Origin of the sequence: Nonomuraea corallina, assembly GCF_027620315.1 — a bacterium.
Classification (GTDB): Bacteria; Actinomycetota; Actinomycetes; order Streptosporangiales; family Streptosporangiaceae; genus Nonomuraea; species Nonomuraea corallina.
This window is the reverse complement of the sequence record NZ_JAPNNL010000006.1, coordinates 24,213-40,693: the sequence shown is the minus strand read 5'-3', so window position 1 is coordinate 40,693 and position 16,481 is coordinate 24,213. Positions and strand designations below refer to the sequence as shown.

General features: G+C 71.9%; 14 protein-coding genes. 3 read left to right on the top strand and 11 right to left on the bottom strand.

Translation table 11 applies throughout. The features are described from left to right. Positions 1-109: 109 nt before the first annotated feature. Entirely contained in the window at positions 110-1,015 is a 906-nt protein-coding gene (locus OUY22_RS02845; protein ID WP_270153113.1) for an RDD family protein, read from the bottom strand. Positions 1,016-1,097: 82 nt separating this feature from the next. After that, entirely contained in the window at positions 1,098-2,516 is a 1,419-nt protein-coding gene (locus tag OUY22_RS02840) for a pyridoxal phosphate-dependent decarboxylase family protein (RefSeq protein WP_270153112.1), read from the bottom strand. 113 nt (positions 2,517-2,629) lie between these two features. Between OUY22_RS02840 and OUY22_RS02835 the strand changes: the two genes are divergently transcribed. Then, positions 2,630-3,655, top strand: coding sequence for a LacI family DNA-binding transcriptional regulator (locus OUY22_RS02835; RefSeq protein ID WP_270153111.1), 1,026 nt, complete (start codon positions 2,630-2,632; stop codon positions 3,653-3,655). 4 nt (positions 3,656-3,659) lie between these two features. Here OUY22_RS02835 and OUY22_RS02830 read toward each other — a convergent pair whose 3' ends face one another. Together OUY22_RS02830 and OUY22_RS02825 are read right to left on the bottom strand one after the other, a co-directional pair. After that, positions 3,660-4,913, bottom strand: coding sequence for a hypothetical protein (locus OUY22_RS02830; RefSeq protein WP_270153110.1), 1,254 nt, complete (start codon positions 4,911-4,913; stop codon positions 3,660-3,662). Next, positions 4,910-6,010: a TOMM precursor leader peptide-binding protein gene (locus OUY22_RS02825; RefSeq protein WP_270153109.1), complete on the bottom strand. Its 1,101-nt coding sequence runs from the start codon at positions 6,008-6,010 to the stop codon at positions 4,910-4,912. Before OUY22_RS02825 ends, OUY22_RS02830 begins: the two co-directional genes overlap by 4 nt. Positions 6,011-6,482: 472 nt before the next feature. Here OUY22_RS02825 and OUY22_RS02820 point away from each other — a divergent pair, with 472 nt between their 5' ends. Beyond that, positions 6,483-9,542, top strand: coding sequence for an AfsR/SARP family transcriptional regulator (locus tag OUY22_RS02820; RefSeq protein WP_333486584.1), 3,060 nt, complete (start codon positions 6,483-6,485; stop codon positions 9,540-9,542). Here OUY22_RS02820 and arfA read toward each other — a convergent pair. The 7 genes from arfA to OUY22_RS02785 form a co-directional block, all read right to left on the bottom strand. Next, positions 9,539-11,020, bottom strand: a complete 1,482-nt coding sequence (gene arfA, locus OUY22_RS02815) for an arabinosylfuranosidase ArfA (protein ID WP_270153107.1) — start codon at positions 11,018-11,020, stop codon at positions 9,539-9,541. The two genes, OUY22_RS02820 and arfA, sit on opposite strands and share 4 nt — an antisense overlap. A gap of 125 nt (positions 11,021-11,145) precedes the next feature. Next, positions 11,146-11,778, bottom strand: a complete 633-nt coding sequence (locus tag OUY22_RS02810) for a hypothetical protein (RefSeq protein WP_270153106.1) — start codon at positions 11,776-11,778, stop codon at positions 11,146-11,148. 3 nt (positions 11,779-11,781) lie between these two features. Next, positions 11,782-12,363: an RNA polymerase sigma factor gene (locus OUY22_RS02805; protein WP_270153105.1), complete on the bottom strand. Its 582-nt coding sequence runs from the start codon at positions 12,361-12,363 to the stop codon at positions 11,782-11,784. 38 nt (positions 12,364-12,401) lie between these two features. Beyond that, entirely contained in the window at positions 12,402-13,583 is a 1,182-nt protein-coding gene (locus OUY22_RS02800; RefSeq protein ID WP_270153104.1) for an ABC transporter permease, read from the bottom strand. Further along, positions 13,580-14,329, bottom strand: a complete 750-nt coding sequence (locus OUY22_RS02795) for an ABC transporter ATP-binding protein (RefSeq protein ID WP_270153103.1) — start codon at positions 14,327-14,329, stop codon at positions 13,580-13,582. Before OUY22_RS02795 ends, OUY22_RS02800 begins: the two co-directional genes overlap by 4 nt. After that, complete coding sequence (locus tag OUY22_RS02790; protein ID WP_270153102.1) at positions 14,326-15,384, bottom strand: peptidoglycan-binding domain-containing protein; 1,059 nt, start codon at positions 15,382-15,384, stop codon at positions 14,326-14,328. The genes OUY22_RS02795 and OUY22_RS02790 overlap by 4 nt, the downstream gene beginning before the upstream one ends. Then, positions 15,381-15,812: a hypothetical protein gene (locus OUY22_RS02785; RefSeq protein ID WP_270153101.1), complete on the bottom strand. Its 432-nt coding sequence runs from the start codon at positions 15,810-15,812 to the stop codon at positions 15,381-15,383. The genes OUY22_RS02790 and OUY22_RS02785 overlap by 4 nt, the downstream gene beginning before the upstream one ends. Before the next feature lie 348 nt (positions 15,813-16,160). Here OUY22_RS02785 and OUY22_RS02780 point away from each other — a divergent pair, with 348 nt between their 5' ends. Continuing rightward, positions 16,161-16,472, top strand: a complete 312-nt coding sequence (locus OUY22_RS02780; RefSeq protein ID WP_270153100.1) for a hypothetical protein — start codon at positions 16,161-16,163, stop codon at positions 16,470-16,472. The last annotated feature ends 9 nt before the right edge of the window (positions 16,473-16,481 follow it).

The window sequence follows — 16,481 nt, the reverse complement described above, 5'->3', positions numbered from 1 at the left end:
ACACGTTCTGAAATCCCTCTATCCACGGTCAGCGGATCGTCAGTGTCTGGGCGGCGGTCGGCGGCGAGAGATAGCAAGGCCACGCTGATCGCGAGGCAAGATGGAGGGCTCACGGCACAGATGGCGTCAGGGTGGCCGGATGCCCCCTGGTGAAGGTGACGGAAGTACCCAGGAGCCGGTCGTGCAGCATCCGCCCGTCCCGGTCCACGAACGACCAGAGCACGTCGGCGGCCAGCCACAACACCCCGTAGACCGGCCACAGCACGGCGACGGGGAAGAGCAGCGCCCGCAGCGCCGCCTTCCCTGCCCCGGCACCCTCCACCCGCAGCCCGACCAGCCGCTTGCCGACGGTCGTGCCGCGCGGGATCCACACGTACAGGAACAGCAGCCCCAGCGTGGCCAGTTCGTCGCCCGACGGCAGTATCTCCGGCTCCAGAAGGGAGAGGAGCCCTCGGAAACCGTCGGAGTGGAGGAAGCGGCGGCTATCGGAGAGCAACGGCGTCACCAGCCCGAGCGCCACGGAGAAGATCACGTAATCGGCCAGCAGCGCCGCCGCCCTGAGCCCGGTCCCTTCGGGGGCCGGGCCGGGACGGCGCGGCATGCCGAGCGAGGCGGCCAGCACCAGCAGGGCCGCGAGCAGGTAGCAGACCTGGTCACGCCCCCAGCAGTCGGCCATGGCGGCGAACCACTCCGGGCTGAGAACTGTCAGCGAGAGATCCACCGCGGTGACCGGCCCCGCCGCCGCCACCGCCACCAGCCCCCACGCGACCCGCCGCCCCAACGCCTCCGGGTCGCTCTGCCGCAGGCAGCCCAGGAACCCGGCCAGCACCAGCAACGCCGGGAGCGCCCAGGTGTACGCGAGCTCCGCGATCATGCCGAGGTCGTCGGCCAGCGCCGACAGCACCGGCGTCGGCTTCACGCTGCCGAAAGCGCGAACCATGCCGTAGATGTCGGTGGTGCCCCACTCCAGCTCCTCCAGCGTTTCCGGTGTCAACTGCTCCCCCACCACCACCACGTGGGTACGAGAGCGACGACGACGGCGGCCCACCAGGCGGCGAGGACGGGGCGCGGTAACGGGGGCACGAACGCGAACGGTACTAGCTGTAGATCACCGACAGGAACCGCACCAGGATCGCCTCCCGCAGCTCGGCCGGGAGCGCGTCCAGCACGGCGTTGACCACGGCCATCCGGGGCTGGCCGGCCCCCGGCCGCAGGTCCACCCCCACCGAGGCGGCCAGCTCGGCGAACGTGGCGTCGTCCAGGGTGTCCAGGTCCAGCCCGTTGATCAGCTCCACCAGCCCGTCGGGGACGACGGGCGGCCCGAGCCGCCGGGCGGCCTCAGCCGACTCGGCGATCACCTTGAGCATCGCGTCCACCCCGGCCAGCGTCACCCCCGTGACCGTGATGTGCAGGTTCGCCGGGATGCCCGCGTACGAGAGCTGCGGCTGCAGGAACCACCCGCGCGCCCGCGCCTCGTCGGCGAGGGTGAACACGTCCACGTCGTCGCCGGTGAACGCGACCAGCGTCGACTCCGGCGAGCCCAGCACCCGCAGCCCGCCGATCCCGGCCAGGCCCGCGCGCAGCCGGTCCGCCGCCTCCAGCGTGGCCTTCCCCAGCGCGACGTACCCTTCGCGGCCGAGCGCCCGTAAGGTGGCCCACGCCCCGCCGAGGGGCCCCGCCGAGCGGGAGCTCTGCACGGTCGCGTTGATGATCGTGTAGCCGGGCCAGGCCGCCGACGCGAAGTACGCCCGCCGCCGCATCGCCGGGTCGGCGAACAGCACCACCGACGCCCCCTTCGGCGCGTACCCGAACTTGTGCAGATCGCAGGAGAGCGACGTCACCCCCGGCACCGACAGGTCGAACGGCGGCACGTCCGCGCCCGCCTCGCGCAGCCACGGCAGCAGCCACCCGCCCACGCACGCGTCCACGTGGCAGAGCACGCCCGCCTCCGCCGCGACCGCGGCGATCTCCCCGACGGGGTCGATCACCCCCTGCGGGTACGAGGGAGCCGACGCGACGACCAGCACCGTGTCCTCGTCCATCGCCTCCGAGACCGCCCGCACGTCGGCCTTGAACGTCGCGAGGTCCACCGGCACCGGTCTGACCTCCACGCCCAGGTAGTGGGCCGCCTTGTGGAAGGCCGGGTGAGCGGTGACCGGCAGCACCAGGTTGGGCCGGTCCCTGCCCGCCGCGTCGCGGGCCGCCTTCACGGCCAGCATGATCGACTCGGTGCCGCCGCTGGTGAAGACGCCGTGCCCGCCGCCCAGCAGGTCCGCGACCGCGCCGACGACCTGCTTCTCCATCTCGACGATGCTCGGGAAAGCCGTCGGGTCCAGGCAGTTGACCTCCAGCATCGCGGCGTACGCGCGAGCCGCCGCCTCGTGCACCTCCGGCCGGCCGGTGTCGTACACGTAGGAGGTCACTTGACCGCCGCGCACGGGCAGGTCGTGCTCGGTGAGCCGGGCCAGCTCCGCGAGCAGCTCGTCGGCGGTCATCCCGGTCTCGGGCAGGTTCAACGGTCCTCCTCCGTGGTGGAACCTCATTCTGTTACTCGTTCCGTCAATCATCCGGGCGCCAAGCCGGGATTTCCTCCTGTTAGCGTTAATGCGGACATCACGAGGGGGAACGCATGGCCGGCGCAGGAGACGAGACCGAGGCCCCGCGCAAGCCCGCCGTGCTGGGTGACGTGGCAGCGCTGGCGGGGGTCTCGGCGATGACGGTCTCGCGGGTGCTCAACGCGCCGCACCGGGTGCGCGCGGAGACCCGCGAGCGGGTCCTCGCGGCCGTCCGCGAGCTCGACTACTGGCCCAACCTGGCCGCGCGCCAGCTCGTCACCGGCCGCTCGGGCGTGCTCGGCGTGGTCAGCATCGACACCACCCTGTACGGTCCCGCGTCCACCCTCTACTGCATCGAGCAGACGGCCAGGCTGAGCGGCTACAGCGTCAGCATCGCCAGCCTCAGCCAGCTCAGCAGGCGCTCCATCGAGGAGGCGGTGCGGCGGCTGCGCGCCCAGGCGGTCGACGGCGTCGTCATCCTGGCCCCGCACGAGTCCGCCGCCGACGGCCTGCGCCACCTGCCGCGCGACCTGCCCGTGGTGGCGGTCGACGCCGGTGAGGACATCCCCGTCCCCGTCGTCACCGTCGACCAGCGCGCCGGGGCGGCCAGGGCCACCCGCCACCTGCTCGACCTGGGCCACCGGACCGTCCACCACCTGGGCGGGCCGGTCGACTGGCTGGACGCCAACTACCGGATCGACGGCTGGCGCGAGGTCCTGGAGTCCGAGGGCCGGCCGGTGCCCGAACCGCTGCGCGGCGACTGGAGCCCGCGCTCGGGCCACGAGCTGGGCCGGCGGCTCGCCGACGACCCGTCGGTGACGGCGATCTTCGTGGGCAACGACCAGATGGCGCTCGGCCTCATGCGCGCCCTGCGCGAGGCGGGCCGCCGGGTGCCGGACGAGGTGAGCGTGGTCGGGTTCGACGACATCCCGGAGGCGGCCTACTTCTGGCCGCCGCTGACGACGGTCCGCCAGGAGTTCGGCGAGGTCGGCAGGCACGCCTTCCACCTGCTGCTCGACCGCATGGCCGGCCACACGGAGCCGGCCCGCCGCCTGGTCGAGCCCGAGCTGGTCGTACGCGAGAGCACCGGTCCCGCCTGACCCCTCACGCGCCGGACGACCGCCCGCGGCGGAACCAGTGGGGGTGCGACCGGATGAACGTGACCACGAACAGGACCTGGATGCCGCCCTCGACCAGCAGGAAGAGGCCGCCGTCGACGCCCTGCAGCGCGGAGCCGCCGTTCAGGCCGCCCCAGACGGCGACCAGCGCCTGGAGCAGCGAGCTGACGATGATCGGCAGGGTGTAGATCGCGAACGTGCCGAGGGCGATCGTCGCGGCGGGGACGAGCAGCACCGCGTAGATCCGCACCGCCCGCCGTTCGCGGGCGGACAGCTCGGTGCTCGGGTCGGCGGGGGGCGGCGTCCGCCTGACGACGGCGACCGCCCGGCGGAGCAGGTAGCGGGCGTAGTCGAGCCCGTCGCCGAACAGGTTGCGGCAGCGCAGGAGGTCGGCGAGCACGAAGTAGAAGTCGGTCCGCATGTAGACGTGTGCCTGGATCGGCACGCTCAGCATGGTGATCAGCGCGAGGGCCCGCAGGAGCGCCGCGACCTCCTCCGGCGGGTTCGCGTAGGCGAGCACGAGCAGCAGGATCGCCAGGAGGAAGAGGTCGCAGTAGGTGCCGGACAGGTAGACGCGGTAACGCGAGCGCCTCGGCACCGACCAGATGGCGGTGACGTCCGTCTGCACGACCAGGTTGTGCAGCCGGGTGCCGAACCCGATGCGCGCGGGCGTGCCGAGCGATCGCGCCGCCGCCAGGTGCATCAGCTCGTGCAGGCTGATCACCACCGAGAACATCGCGGTGTTGACCAGCGTCGTGAGCCCGATGTAGTCACTCCAGAAGAAGTCGTGGTACACGGGCACCAGATCGGGCCGGCCGAACAGAGTCACGACCGCCGCGCCGACCAGGACCGCGCACAGCACCCCCATCGGGCGGCCGAACAGCCACCCCACGTGCCTCTCGGCCAGCCAGGGCAGATGGGGCGGCGGGGCCTCGTCGGCCGCGTCCGGCAGGTCCACGTCGTTCAGCCGGGCCACGAAGCCGAGGTCGACGAGCGCCTCCACGAGCTGCACGACATCCAGCTCGACGTCGTGCTCGTCCTCGATCCGGCGCTGGACCACGCCGACCGGGAGGCCGTCGCCGAGCAGCTCGACCGCCTTGCCGTAGAGGGCGGGCAGGCTGACGAACTCGCCCAGCTCCGGCCGTCCGACGATGACGCTGTCCGGGTCGTCGTCCGCCTGGATGCTGAGCGGGCGCAACAGGAGCGTGCCGGTCGCGTCGACGGCGGCGGGCGCCGTCATCCGCTCACCGAGCCGCAGGCGGGGCAGTCGTCGTGACGCGCCACCGGCACGGCGTAGCAGTGGTCCCAGACCGCGAAGTTCCAGTGGAAGATCCGTCCGCGCGCCTGGGCGGGCAGGCCGCCGAGGTGGTAGAGCACCTCCAGCGCGCACATGTGACCGCTGATGTTGGCGCTGGCGGCGACCACCGCGTTCGGCGGGCGGCCCGCGGCCACGAGCAGTCGCTCCCCCGAGTCGGCCTGCCTGGCGTCCTCGTCACGGCGCGCGCAGAGCCAGCATCCCGTCTCGCCGGGATGGAAGGAGCCGACCACCGCCATCGGCCCGGCGTAGAAACTGACGAACCACGGCGTTCCCGTACGCAGCGCGGCCTCGTTCGTCCAGAGCATGATGTCCGGCTGGGGCTCGTCGGCGCAGAGCACGAACACGTCGCAGCCGGTCATCAACGCTGCCACGTCGTCGGGCCCGGTCGCCTTGACGTCGCTGCCCGTCACCGTGACCAGGCTGTTCATCGCGCGCAGCCGGGCGACCGCCCGCTCCACCTTGGGGGCGCCGATGTCCTGCTCGGTGTAGAGGAGCTGCCGGGTCAGGTTCGATTCCTGGACCTCGTCGAAGTCGGCCACGTGCAGGGCGCCGATGCCGCTCGCCACCAGGCCCGCCGCGACGGCGGATCCGGTGCCGCCCAGGCCCAGCATTCCCACCTTGGCGTCCTTGATCTTCGACTGGACCGTGTAGGGGGACTCCCGCGGGACGGTGTCGATCCAGGAGTAGAAGTGGCCGGCGCGTGCGTACCTTTCCAACTCCCGTGTGGAGAGGTTGGCGGGCGGCTCCGCCTCGGCGTCCTCGATGAACCCTTCCCCGATGAGCGCCTCGACGATCTCGCGCACGTTCTCCCGGTCCACCTCCGGGTTGTCCGCCACGAAGTCGGAGCAGATCTGCTCGATGTCCCGGGTGCCGTCCATGAGGGTGAGAATGCGGGCGATGTTCCCCTCGGCGTCGTCCTCCAGTTCGGCGGCCACGCCGTACTGGCCGAGGCCGATTCTTATCCGGCCGTCCGGGAGGACCATCGGCAGGTGAACACGTTTGACGCGAGGTTTCCGCATGCGCGCACTCTTTCGTTACCTGGAACGCCGGAGCCGATCGCGGCTCGACCGACCCCGGCGCGTCGTACCAGCTCAGCCGCTGCCCTCGCGGAGCTTGGTCGTCTCGATCTTCTCGAGCTTGCGGACCTTGAGCTCAAGCTTCTTGGTCTCGGTCTTCTGCGTCTCCATGCACACCTCCCGTGTTTTCGTGCGCCGTCGAATCGCATCCGTAAGGATGTCCAAAACCTACGAACCGCCGCCATGGCCGCGCTACATCACTGACGGTGGCGGGTGTGTTACGGCGGCGGGGTGGCCGCCGGACAGCCCGAGCGGGCCGTCCCCGCAACCCCGGGCAGCGACCTGCCGGGAGACCGGAAAGTGCCTTTGCGCCCGGCACGGCGACGACCTAAAATCGGCACGCTCACCCCCCTTGAGCCGCACCGCTCAGCGAGCATGACCGAGCGGCGGACCACCGCCGGCGATCTCCCTATGAATGTCCAGGGCGGAGCGACACTGGATGCGTTTCGAGGTTTTGGGCCCACTCCAGGTGATCCATGACGGTCGGCACACCTTTCTCGGCAACGCCCGGAAATTACGGATGCTGCTCGCCGGTCTCATCTCGAGGGCGGACCAGCCGGTCTCCAGCGATTTCCTGACCGCCGTTCTGTGGAGTCACCGGCCGCCGGTCTCGGCTCGCAGCAACCTCCAGTCGTACGTGCACCAACTCCGCCTTCAACTGGGCGCGGAGCGACTGCTGAGAAAGCCGGAAGGATATCTGCTCGTCACCCACGGAGAGGTGGACGCGGCGCAGTTCCGGAAACTCGCAGCAGAGGGAACGGCGGCGTTCGACCGTCGAAGTCACGAATCCGCCGGCCGGTGTTTCCGGCGTGCTCTGGATCTGTGGAGGGGGCCGGCGTTCGCGGAATTCCTCGATTCCGAGCCTCTCGCAGAGGAGGCGCTGTCCCTCGAACAACTTCGGCTCACCGTGTACGAGCGATGGGCGGAGAACGAGCTGGCCCTCGGGCGGCACGCGGAGGCGTTGGCCGAGCTGCGCGAAGTGGCGCGGGCCCACCCTTACCAGGAGAGCCTGCACGCGCACCTCATGCTCGCCCTCTACAGGTCCGGCCGTCAGACCGAGGCGCTGGAGACCTACGCCGCCGTCCGCGACCTGCTGGGGGACGAACTGGGCATCGAGCCGAGCCCCATGCTGCGCCGCGTGCACGAGGCGATCCTCCGCGGTGACGATCGGGTCGACCTGTCCGCGAGATCCGGTGCGTGGCCGCCGGCGGGAGGCACCGTGGTCCCTCGCCAGCTCCCACCCACGATCGCTGACTTCACCGGCCGGGACGAGGAGGTGGCGACGCTCAGGGACGCGCTGTCCCCGGACTGGCACCAGGCGCCGACGATCTGCGCGATCTCCGGCATGGGCGGGGTCGGCAAGACCGCACTCGCTCTCCACGTGGCGCATCAGCTCGCGGACGCGTTTCCGGACGGCCAGCTCTACGTCGGCTTCTCCGGCACCGTTGACCGCATCGCCGTCGGCCGGGCACTGGAGTCGATGCTGCGCGTCCTCGGCGTCGACGGGTCCACCGTCCCGGGGTCGATCGACGACCGCACGGCCCTTTTCCGGTCGCTGCTGGCGGGCAAGCGGATGCTCATAGTGATCGACAACGTGACCGACGAGTCGCAGGTCGTCCCCTTGCTGCCGGGGTCGGGCAGCTGCGGCGTGCTGATCACCGGCCGCCCCCGGCTGACGGGCCTGGCCGGCGTGCGGCACCTGCACCTGGACGTCTTCCGGCCCGCCCAGGCGATCGAGCTACTGGCCCGGATCACGGGATCGGATCAGGTGTGGGCCGCGCCTGGCGAGGCGGCCGAGATCGTCCGGCTCTGTGACCACCTGCCGCTCGCCGTCCGGGCCGCGGGGGCACGCCTGGCCTCCCGGCCCGACTGGCCCCTTTCGCGTGTCGCCGATCTGCTGCGCGACGAGCGACGCCGCCTCGACGAACTCGCGGTCGGAGACCTCACCGTACGGGCCTCGCTCGGGTTGAGTTACACAGCCCTGTCGCCTTCGGCCCGGCGTCTCTACTGCCTGCTCAGCGAGCTGTACGCCCCCGACTTCGCGGGTTGGGTGGCCGCGGCCGTGCTCGACGCGTCCCTGGAGGAGGCCGAGCGCCGCCTCGGCGAGCTGCTGAGCGCCAACCTCCTCACCTTCGCGGGCACCGACGCCACGGGCCAGTCCCGCTACCGGTTCCACGACCTGATCCGCTTGCACGCCCGCGACCGCGCCGAAGCCGAGGCCTCCCCGCAGGAGATCCATGCGGCGATGTCCCGTGCGCTCGGCGGCTGGTTGGTCCTCGCCCGGCGGGCCGACACCCGGCTGCCCGGGAGGGTCTTCCCGACGCTTCCCGCCGAAGGCGTGACCCACGAGCCGCACGTCGAGATCTCCGATGCCTGGGCCTGGTTCGAGGCGGAAAGAGGCGCGCTGCGGGCCTCGGTGGCGCAGGCCGCCGCGCTCGGCGCGGACGAACTGTGCTGGCAGCTCGCCGACGCGGCCGTCAACTTCTTCGAGCTGCGCGACTACTACGACGACTGGGAGTCGACCAGCCGGCTCGCGCTGGACGCCTGCGAGCGCGCCGGGAACGCCCGCGGCCGCGCCTTCATGCTGCGCGACCTCGCCGAGTGCCTGCGCATGGGCCCCCGGCACGCCGAGGAGGAGGCACTGGAGCACGGCCTTTCCGCGGTCGCGCTCTTCGAGAGCCTGGGCGAGGTCAACGGCGAGGCCGACGCCCGAATCCTCGCCGGCATGGCGTTCCTGGTCCGGGGAGAGCCCCGCAAGGCCGTGGCCTACCTCGACGCGGCGCTGGCGAAGGCGAGGGAAGCCGGTTACGTGCTCGGTCAGGTGGAGGCCGAATGGCAGCTCGGGTACGGCCACTGGATCCAGGGCGACATCGAGCGGGCGACCGTCCATCTGGAGGCCGGCCTCCGACTCGCCGAGGACGTGCCCCTCTTGTCGCAGCTGTGCCGCATCCACACCCTGCTCGGCATCGTACGGCGGGAGGAGGGCGGCCTTGTCGAGGCCGAGGCGCACTTCACGCGAGGCGTGGAACTGGCCCGTTCGCTCCGCAGCAGAAGCAGCGAGATCACCATCTTGCCGCACCTGGGCATGACTTACGTCAAGCTGGGCGACTCGCGCGGCAGGCATGTGCTCGACAGGAGCCTCCGGGCGGCCCGCCGCTGGGGGGCACGCTTCCAGGAGGCCATGTCACTGAGCGCGCTCGGAGAGCTCGAACAGGCTGAGGGCCGCCATGCCCTGGCCGTCGCCCACACCGCCGCCGCCGTCGAGATCTGGCGCGAGCTCGCCAGCCCTTTCCACGAGGGGCAGGCCCTCAAGTCCCTCGGCGCCCTGCACGCGACCACCGATCCAGACCAGGCCCGTACGGCCTGGAGCGCGGCCCGCCGGCTCTTCGTGCAGCTCGACAATCACGCCGAGGTGAAGGAGCTCACGGCGCTGCTCGAAACCGTCGGGGGTGACGCCGAGGGCGTCCGCCGCTAGGACAGGTGGATGACGTTCCAGCTGACCGGGGGGAGGAGGACGCGCATCGGGTCCTGTTCCACGTTCTCGTTGGGACGGGGGGCCACGCGGTCCGGGTCGTCGGCGGTGTTGCGGGCGTAGACGTCCGGGTCGGTGAGGGTGGTGGCCGAGGTGATCCGCAGGCCGCGGGCGTCGAGCTCCAGGGAGAGCGGCCCGTCGGTGGCGCGGTTGACGGCGAAGATCGTGACGCCGTCGTCGGAGCGGGTGGCGACCGCGTGCAGCAGCGGCACCTCCCCGTACTCCGCGGTCTCGTACAGCGGGGAGACCGGCTCGACCCGCAGCACGTCACCGGCCGCGTACCGGCTGGCCTGGGCGAACGGGTGGAAGGTGGTCTGCCGCCAGGCCCGCCCGCCGGGCTCGGTCATGATCGGCGCGATCACGTTGACGAGCTGGGCCAGCGAGGCGGCCGTCACCCGGTCGCTGTTGCGCAGCAGGGTGATGAGCAGCCCGCCGAGGGCTACCGCGTCCGCCAGGTGGTAGTGGTCTTCCAGCAGCGGCGGCGCGACCGGCCAGTCCCGCGGCGGTTCGGCCGCCTGGAAGCGCGACAGGTACCAGACGTTCCACTCGTCGAACGAGACGTCGATCCGCTTGCGTGACTTCAGCCTGGCCCCCACGTGGTCGGCGGTGGCGACGACCGAGCGGATGAAGTACTCCATGTCGGTCGAGCACGCCAGGAAGCTGCCGAGGTCGCCGTCCTTCTCCTCGTAGTAGGCGTGGCACGAGATGAGGTCGACGACGTCGTACGTCTCCTCCAGCACGGTCGCCTCCCACGCGCCGAACGTCGGCATGGTCGAGCCGGAGCTGCCGCACGCGACCAGTTCGAGGCCGGGGTCGACCATGCGCATGGCCCTGGCGGTCTCGGCGGCGAGCCGGCCGTACTCCAGGGCGGTCTTGTGCCCGGTCTGCCAGGGGCCGTCCATCTCGTTGCCCAGGCACCACATCCGGATGGCGTGCGGCTCCTCGGCGCCGTGGGCGACGCGCAGGTCGGACAGCGCGGTGCCGGACGGGTGGTTGCAGTATTCCAGCAGGTCGAGGGCCTCGGCGATGCCCCGGGTGCCGAGGTTCAGCGCCATCATCGGCTCCACCTCGGCCTTGCGGCACCAGCGGACGAACTCGTCGACGCCGACCTCGTTCGTCTCGGTGCTGTGCCAGGCCAGGTCGAGCCGGCGGGGGCGGTTCTCCTTGGGGCCGATGCCGTCCTCCCACCGGTAGCCGGAGACGAAGTTGCCGCCGGGGTAGCGGACGGTGCTGACGCCCAGCTCGCGGGTGAGGTCGAGGACGTCGCGGCGGAAGCCGTCCTCGTCGGCGCTCGGGTGGCCGGGCTCGTAGACGCCGGTGTAGACGCACCGGCCCAGATGCTCGACGAAGGCACCGAAGGTGCGGCGCCGCACCGGCGCGACCCGGAACGCGGGATCGATCGTGAGGCGGGCGTCGTGCACGGGGGGCTCCTTGCGCGATGTCGCGGATGTCACGGATGTCACGGATGTCACGGATGTCACGGATGTCGCCGGTGTTATGGCTGCTGCGATTGTTAGCGTTATCAAGGCGGCTGGTCAAGGGGGTATCAGCTCTGCGGGGCCGGGCCGAGGTGGTGGTCGGGGTCCACCACCAGCTCGCACGCGGCCACCGGGCCGTTGGACACGCGGGCCCAGATCGAGGCGATGCGCTCGTCGTCGGAGATGCTGAGTTCGATCACCGCCGTCTGGCCGGGGCCGACCACGGCGGGATCGATCGTGAAGCCGTCGCCTGCCGGGTTCTGCGGGGGCGGCCAGACCCCCAGGCGGGCCTCCTCCTGCGGCAGGAGATCCGTGCTCCGCGGCTGAGGGCTGCATCTCTGGCCGTCGGGCACGTAGTCCACCACGGCGTTCACGCCCAGGTCGCGCAGGTCGGCCTCCAGGCCGTCGGCGTCCCTGATCTCGTTGAGCGTCACGTGGATCGTGCCGTCGTCCAGCAGGGTGATGGCGTAGGCGGGGGCGCCGCCCAGGCCCAGGCCGAAGGCGATCACCAGTGCCATGGCCGCCGCCGCGACCGGCAGCACCAGCATGGGGCGCGGCAGCCGCAACCGGGGCCGGGCCGGTTCCGCGCTCCGGTGGATCTCGGCCATCACGAAGTCCTTGATCTGCTGCTCCCGCCGTTCCGGCAGTTCTCTCCCGGGCGGCAGCGCGCGGGCCAGGTTCGCGCGTTCGTTCGCGTTCATCTGTCAGGCCTCCCTCGTGATCGGCTCGTACTCCTGCGGCCACGTCCGTTCGGGCCCGGCAGCTCTCTTCAGCTTCTTTCTCGCCCGGGACAGCCGGGACTTGACGGTGCCCACCGACGTGCCCAGCGCCTCGGCCGCTTCGGCGTAGCTCAGGCCCGATCCCGCGACCAGCGCGATCACCTCCTGCTCTGGGCGGCGCAGCGAACCGTAGGCGCGCCGCAGCGCGGTCACCCGTTCCTTGTCGTCCATCCGTTCGACGAGTTCGTCGGCGAAGTCGGAGGCGTCGTCGCCGGGGGGCAGCCGGGCCAGGGCGTCGTGGTAGCGGCGGGAGGCCCGCCTGGTGTTGCGGGCCACGTTGGTGGCGATGCCCAGGAGCCACGGCCGCAGGGATCCGCCGTCGTGATCGACGCGCTCCCGCAGCCGCCACGCCTCCAGGAACGTCAGGGACATCACGTCCTCGGCCGTCGACCAGTCGCCGGTCAGCCGCAGGGCATAGCCGTAGACGGACCGGGCGAACTCATCGTAGAGCTGCTCGAAAGCCCGGGCGTCCCCCTCACGAATGCGAGCCCGCGTCATTCTCTCCATACTCAAGACTGTCCGTAGAGCCTGCCGGGTTCCGTGATTCAGGTCATAGTAAGCGCGACACTCGGCGGGACCCGGGCCGCCCGGACCGCCGGATAGATGCCGGCGACCACGCTGACGCCCAGGGTGGCGGCCAGCGTCCCGCCGAACACCCAGAGCGGCACCACGGCCGGCCAGCCCTGGGACAGCGCGTACCCGATGGTGACGAGCGCTCCGACGACCAGCCCGGCGGCTGAGCCGATCAGCGACAGGATGAGCGACTCGGTGAGGAACTGGACGCGGATCTGGCCACGGGTGGCGCCGAGCGAGCGGCGCAGGCCGATCTCCTTGCGCCTTTCCAGCACGGAGATCACCATCGTGTTGGCCACGCCGACGCCGCCCACCAGCAGGGCGACCGCCCCCAGCCCCAGGAACAAGCCGGTGAACGTGCCGGCCGCGGCCGCGCGGGCCGCCAGGGCGTCCGAGGGCCGGGAGACCGCCACCTGCTCGGGGTTCCGCGGATTCACGGTGCGGGGCAGCAACGCCCGTACGGCCGCGACCGCTTCCTCCGACGACCGCTCGTAGATCGTCGTCGGATGCCCGTCGAACCCCAGGTACGTCTGCGCGGCGGCGAATCCGACCAGCGCGGATCGTTCGACCTCCGGGGCGAGCGGCATCGGGCCGAGCACGCCGACCACCGTGAACCACCGGTCGCCGATCCACACCCGGGTGCCCGTGCGGCTGATTCCCAGTCGTTGCGCGGCCACGGAGCCGAGCACGACGGCGGGATGGCGGGCGGTGGCGTCGCTCAGCCACCTGCCCGCGCTGACCCGGCCGTCCAGCGCGCGGAGCAGGTCGAACGTGGTCGCCTGGACGGCGATCCCGCCTGTCCGCTCCTCGGGGATGCGGTCGGTGCGCCGGACCGAGACCGGGACCGCTCCGGTGGCCCCGACATGACGGACCCCCTCGATGCGGCCCACCATCGCGGGCGCGTCGACCGGCAGCTTGACCTCTTCGCCGGAGAACGTGCCGCCCGCCTGCACGCGCAGCAGATTGGTCCCGAGCCGGTCGAGTTGGCGGAGCAGCTGTTCCTGGCCGGAGGCCGAGACGCCGATGACCGCGATCATGGTGGCGATGCCCATGGCGATGCCGAGTGCGGACAGGACCACCCGGCCCGGACGCGCGCGCAGTCCGGAGGCTCCGGCCCACAGGACGTCCCGCACGCTCAGCCGTACCGGTCTCATGACGTCCTCCCTTCCGTGGACCCGTGCTTCACCAGCGCCGCCACCCGGCGGCGCCCCGCTCCCTGCCCGTCGTCGGCCACGACGCGGCCGTCACGCATGCGCACGCGCCGCGGCGACCAGGCGGCGATCTCCAGGTCGTGCGTGATGATGACGACGGTGGTGCCGCCGGCGTGCAGGTCGCTCAGCAGGCCGAGCACCTCGGTCCCGGCGGCCGAGTCGAGGTTCCCGGTCGGCTCGTCGGCCAGCAGCAGCGGCGGGTCGCCGACGACCGCCCTGGCGATGGCCACCCGCTGCTGCTCGCCGCCGGACAACTGGTGCGGGCGGTGGCCGAGCCGGTGGCCCAGGCCCACCCGTTCCAGCGCCCGTGCCGCCCGCTCGCGACGCTCACGCGCCGGCGGACCCGCATAGAGCAGGCCGTCCGCCACGTTGTCCAGCGCGGACATGCCCACCCCCAGGTGAAACTGCTGGAAGACGAAACCGATGTGGTCGGCGCGCAGCCTGGACAGCCGCCGGTCGGACAGCTCGCTGACGGAGTGCCCGGCGATTCTCACCGTGCCGGCGCTCGGCCGGTCCAGCGTCCCGATGAGCTGCAGCAGCGTCGACTTGCCCGAACCGGACGGGCCGACGATGGTGACGAGCTCACCCGCCTCGACGACGAGGTCCACGCCGCGCAGGGCGTCCACCGCGCCGCCGTAGCGCTTGGTGAGTCCGTACGCCTCGATGACCTTGGTGTGGGGGAGCCTCATGGCGCGGGCACCGTGACCTTCACCCCGGCCCGCAGGCCCGGCGCTGAGACCTCGACCCGCCCGTCCCCGTACGCGCCGGTCCTGACGCTCAGCGTGCGCGCGGTTTCGCCGGGCTCGGCCACCTCGACGCCGAACCCGCCGTCGGGCAGCGCGAGCAGGGCCTCGACCGGGACGCTGAGCACGTCCTCGCGGCGCCTGTCCCGCAGAGTCACGGTGACCGGCGTCCGGTCCTGCCCGATCGCCTTCTTCCGGCCTTTCAGCCGGATGCGCACGTCGACCGTGCTCCGCTCGGTCCCGCCTGAGCCCTCCGCTCGCACGACCGGGCCGACGGAGACGACCTCTCCCTTGACCGTCTTCCCGTCCGGCAGTTCCACCGACACGCCGGTGCCCTCCCGCGCCAGGTCCTGCCTCCCGGCGTCGAGATCGAGGTGCACGACCTGCCGCACGCCGGACACGGCCAGCACCTGACGCCCCGGGGCGACCGGATCGCCGACGGCGACCCTGGCCTCGCCGACCCGCACCGTGCCGGGCAGGAACACCACCTGGGCGGCGTCCACCGTGCCGGTCCGCTCCAGGCCGTACGCCCGCTGCCAGTCCCGCACGGCCCGAGCCGTCTCCCACGAGTAATGCCGATCCACCGTGACGCCGTCGCCGTACCCGAGCGAGCGCAGCCCGCGTTCGAGCTGCGTGACGTCCGGACCGTCGGAGACGCCCTGCCTGAGGGTCCGATACATCGGCAACCCGCCCCGCATCAGCACCGCCGGCCGGCGGTCCACCCGGAACAGCACACCGCCCGGTTTGATCACCGTGCCTGGGCCGGGAACCCAGGTGATCGTCCCGGCGCGGCCCACGAGGATCCTGCGATCCCCGGCGAACCGCACGGTGCCCTTCAGCGCCACGGAGTCGACGAGATCACCCCGTACGACCTCAGCGGTGGCGGCGGGAGCGGCCGTGGTCACCGGGGTCTCCTGCCTGCCGGTCAAGGCCACCGCCGCGGCGGCGCCACCGGCGAGCGTCACCGCCATGACCGCCGCGATCAGCGTGCCTCGCCTCACTGGCCCTCCAGCTGGGCCGAGCACGTCCTCATCGCGGCGTCGAACGCCTCCTTGTCGCCGCCGTCGTATCCCGGATCAGGCACCGCGCCTGCGGGGCCCGGGTCGGGGAAGTCGATCCCCTGCCCGCGCATGCAGGCGGCCAGCCTGGTCATCCGGTCCAGGTAGGCGGGGTCACGGGTGTCGACCGTCTTGCCGACGCCCTCCATCTCGGCGGCGCACGCCTTGCCCGCCTTCTCGGGGATCTCCACACCGCCCGGCAGCTTCTTCGGGTCGTCGGGGAAGCCCTCGACCCCGTGCTTACGCAGACACTGCGCGTATTTCAGATACGCGTCGTTCGTCCCCTCGGCCGTGCTCCCCGGGTCGCCCGGCCCGGCGTTCCCGCAGGCCGTCACCAGCGCCAGCATGAGTAACAGCGCAACTCGTCGCATGGGTGAACTCTCTTTCCTCGACAGGAGCGGCCTTCGCTCTCACCTCTCTTCTGTCCGGCTGTCGTGCCGGGGTTCCGCTCGGGCGGTGCTGTCGGGAGCGTGACGAAGGTGTCACGCTCGGGGGATATACGAGGACTCGACTCGGGGCACCCGCGGCGTCCGACCCATCCCGGAGACAGCGGGCGACGGTGCGGCTACTGTGCGGAGTATGGCCAAGAGGGATGACGATCCGCCGGTGTGCGGCACGTGCATGGGTGCCGGTGGTGAATGGGTCGACCGCAACGGCGACAGCAGGCAGCAGTCCACGTGGGTGCCGTGCGGCGCCTGCGGGGGTGTCGGGCGCGCTGGATGACCGACCCGATCACCTGCCCCGACTGCGCGGGATCGGGCACGGAACGGCTCGCCGGGCTGCGGCTCGCCTGCCGGTTCTGCGCCGGCCGCGGCTGGGTGGGGGGTGCGCACGAGCCCGCCGAGCGGGCCCCGCGACCGCCGGAGGGTCCTCCACCGGTGTGGGAGGATCCTCGCTGGCGTGATCCGCTGGTGACGGCGGCGTTCCCGTGCCGCAGGTGCCTGGGCGCGGGCACGGTGACGAGCGTGGACCGGGAGCGCGGCGCGCTCGGCACCGCCGCGTGCGCCTGCCGGGAGGACGGGGCTGGTTAGCCCCTGCCT

Bases quoted from the DNA above. Each gene is read 5' to 3' on its own strand.
- OUY22_RS02835 (WP_270153111.1), top strand. From the start codon at position 2,630: ATGGCCGGCGCAGGAGACGAGACCGAGGCCCCGCGCAAGCCCGCCGTG.
- OUY22_RS02830 (WP_270153110.1), bottom strand. From the start codon at position 4,913: ATGACGGCGCCCGCCGCCGTCGACGCGACCGGCACGCTCCTGTTGCGC.
- OUY22_RS02825 (WP_270153109.1), bottom strand. From the start codon at position 6,010: ATGCGGAAACCTCGCGTCAAACGTGTTCACCTGCCGATGGTCCTCCCG.
- OUY22_RS02820 (WP_333486584.1), top strand. From the start codon at position 6,483: ATGTCCAGGGCGGAGCGACACTGGATGCGTTTCGAGGTTTTGGGCCCA.
- OUY22_RS02810 (WP_270153106.1), bottom strand. From the start codon at position 11,778: ATGAACGCGAACGAACGCGCGAACCTGGCCCGCGCGCTGCCGCCCGGG.
- OUY22_RS02805 (WP_270153105.1), bottom strand. From the start codon at position 12,363: ATGGAGAGAATGACGCGGGCTCGCATTCGTGAGGGGGACGCCCGGGCT.
- OUY22_RS02800 (WP_270153104.1), bottom strand. From the start codon at position 13,583: ATGAGACCGGTACGGCTGAGCGTGCGGGACGTCCTGTGGGCCGGAGCC.
- OUY22_RS02795 (WP_270153103.1), bottom strand. From the start codon at position 14,329: ATGAGGCTCCCCCACACCAAGGTCATCGAGGCGTACGGACTCACCAAG.
- OUY22_RS02785 (WP_270153101.1), bottom strand. From the start codon at position 15,812: ATGCGACGAGTTGCGCTGTTACTCATGCTGGCGCTGGTGACGGCCTGC.
- OUY22_RS02780 (WP_270153100.1), top strand. From the start codon at position 16,161: ATGACCGACCCGATCACCTGCCCCGACTGCGCGGGATCGGGCACGGAA.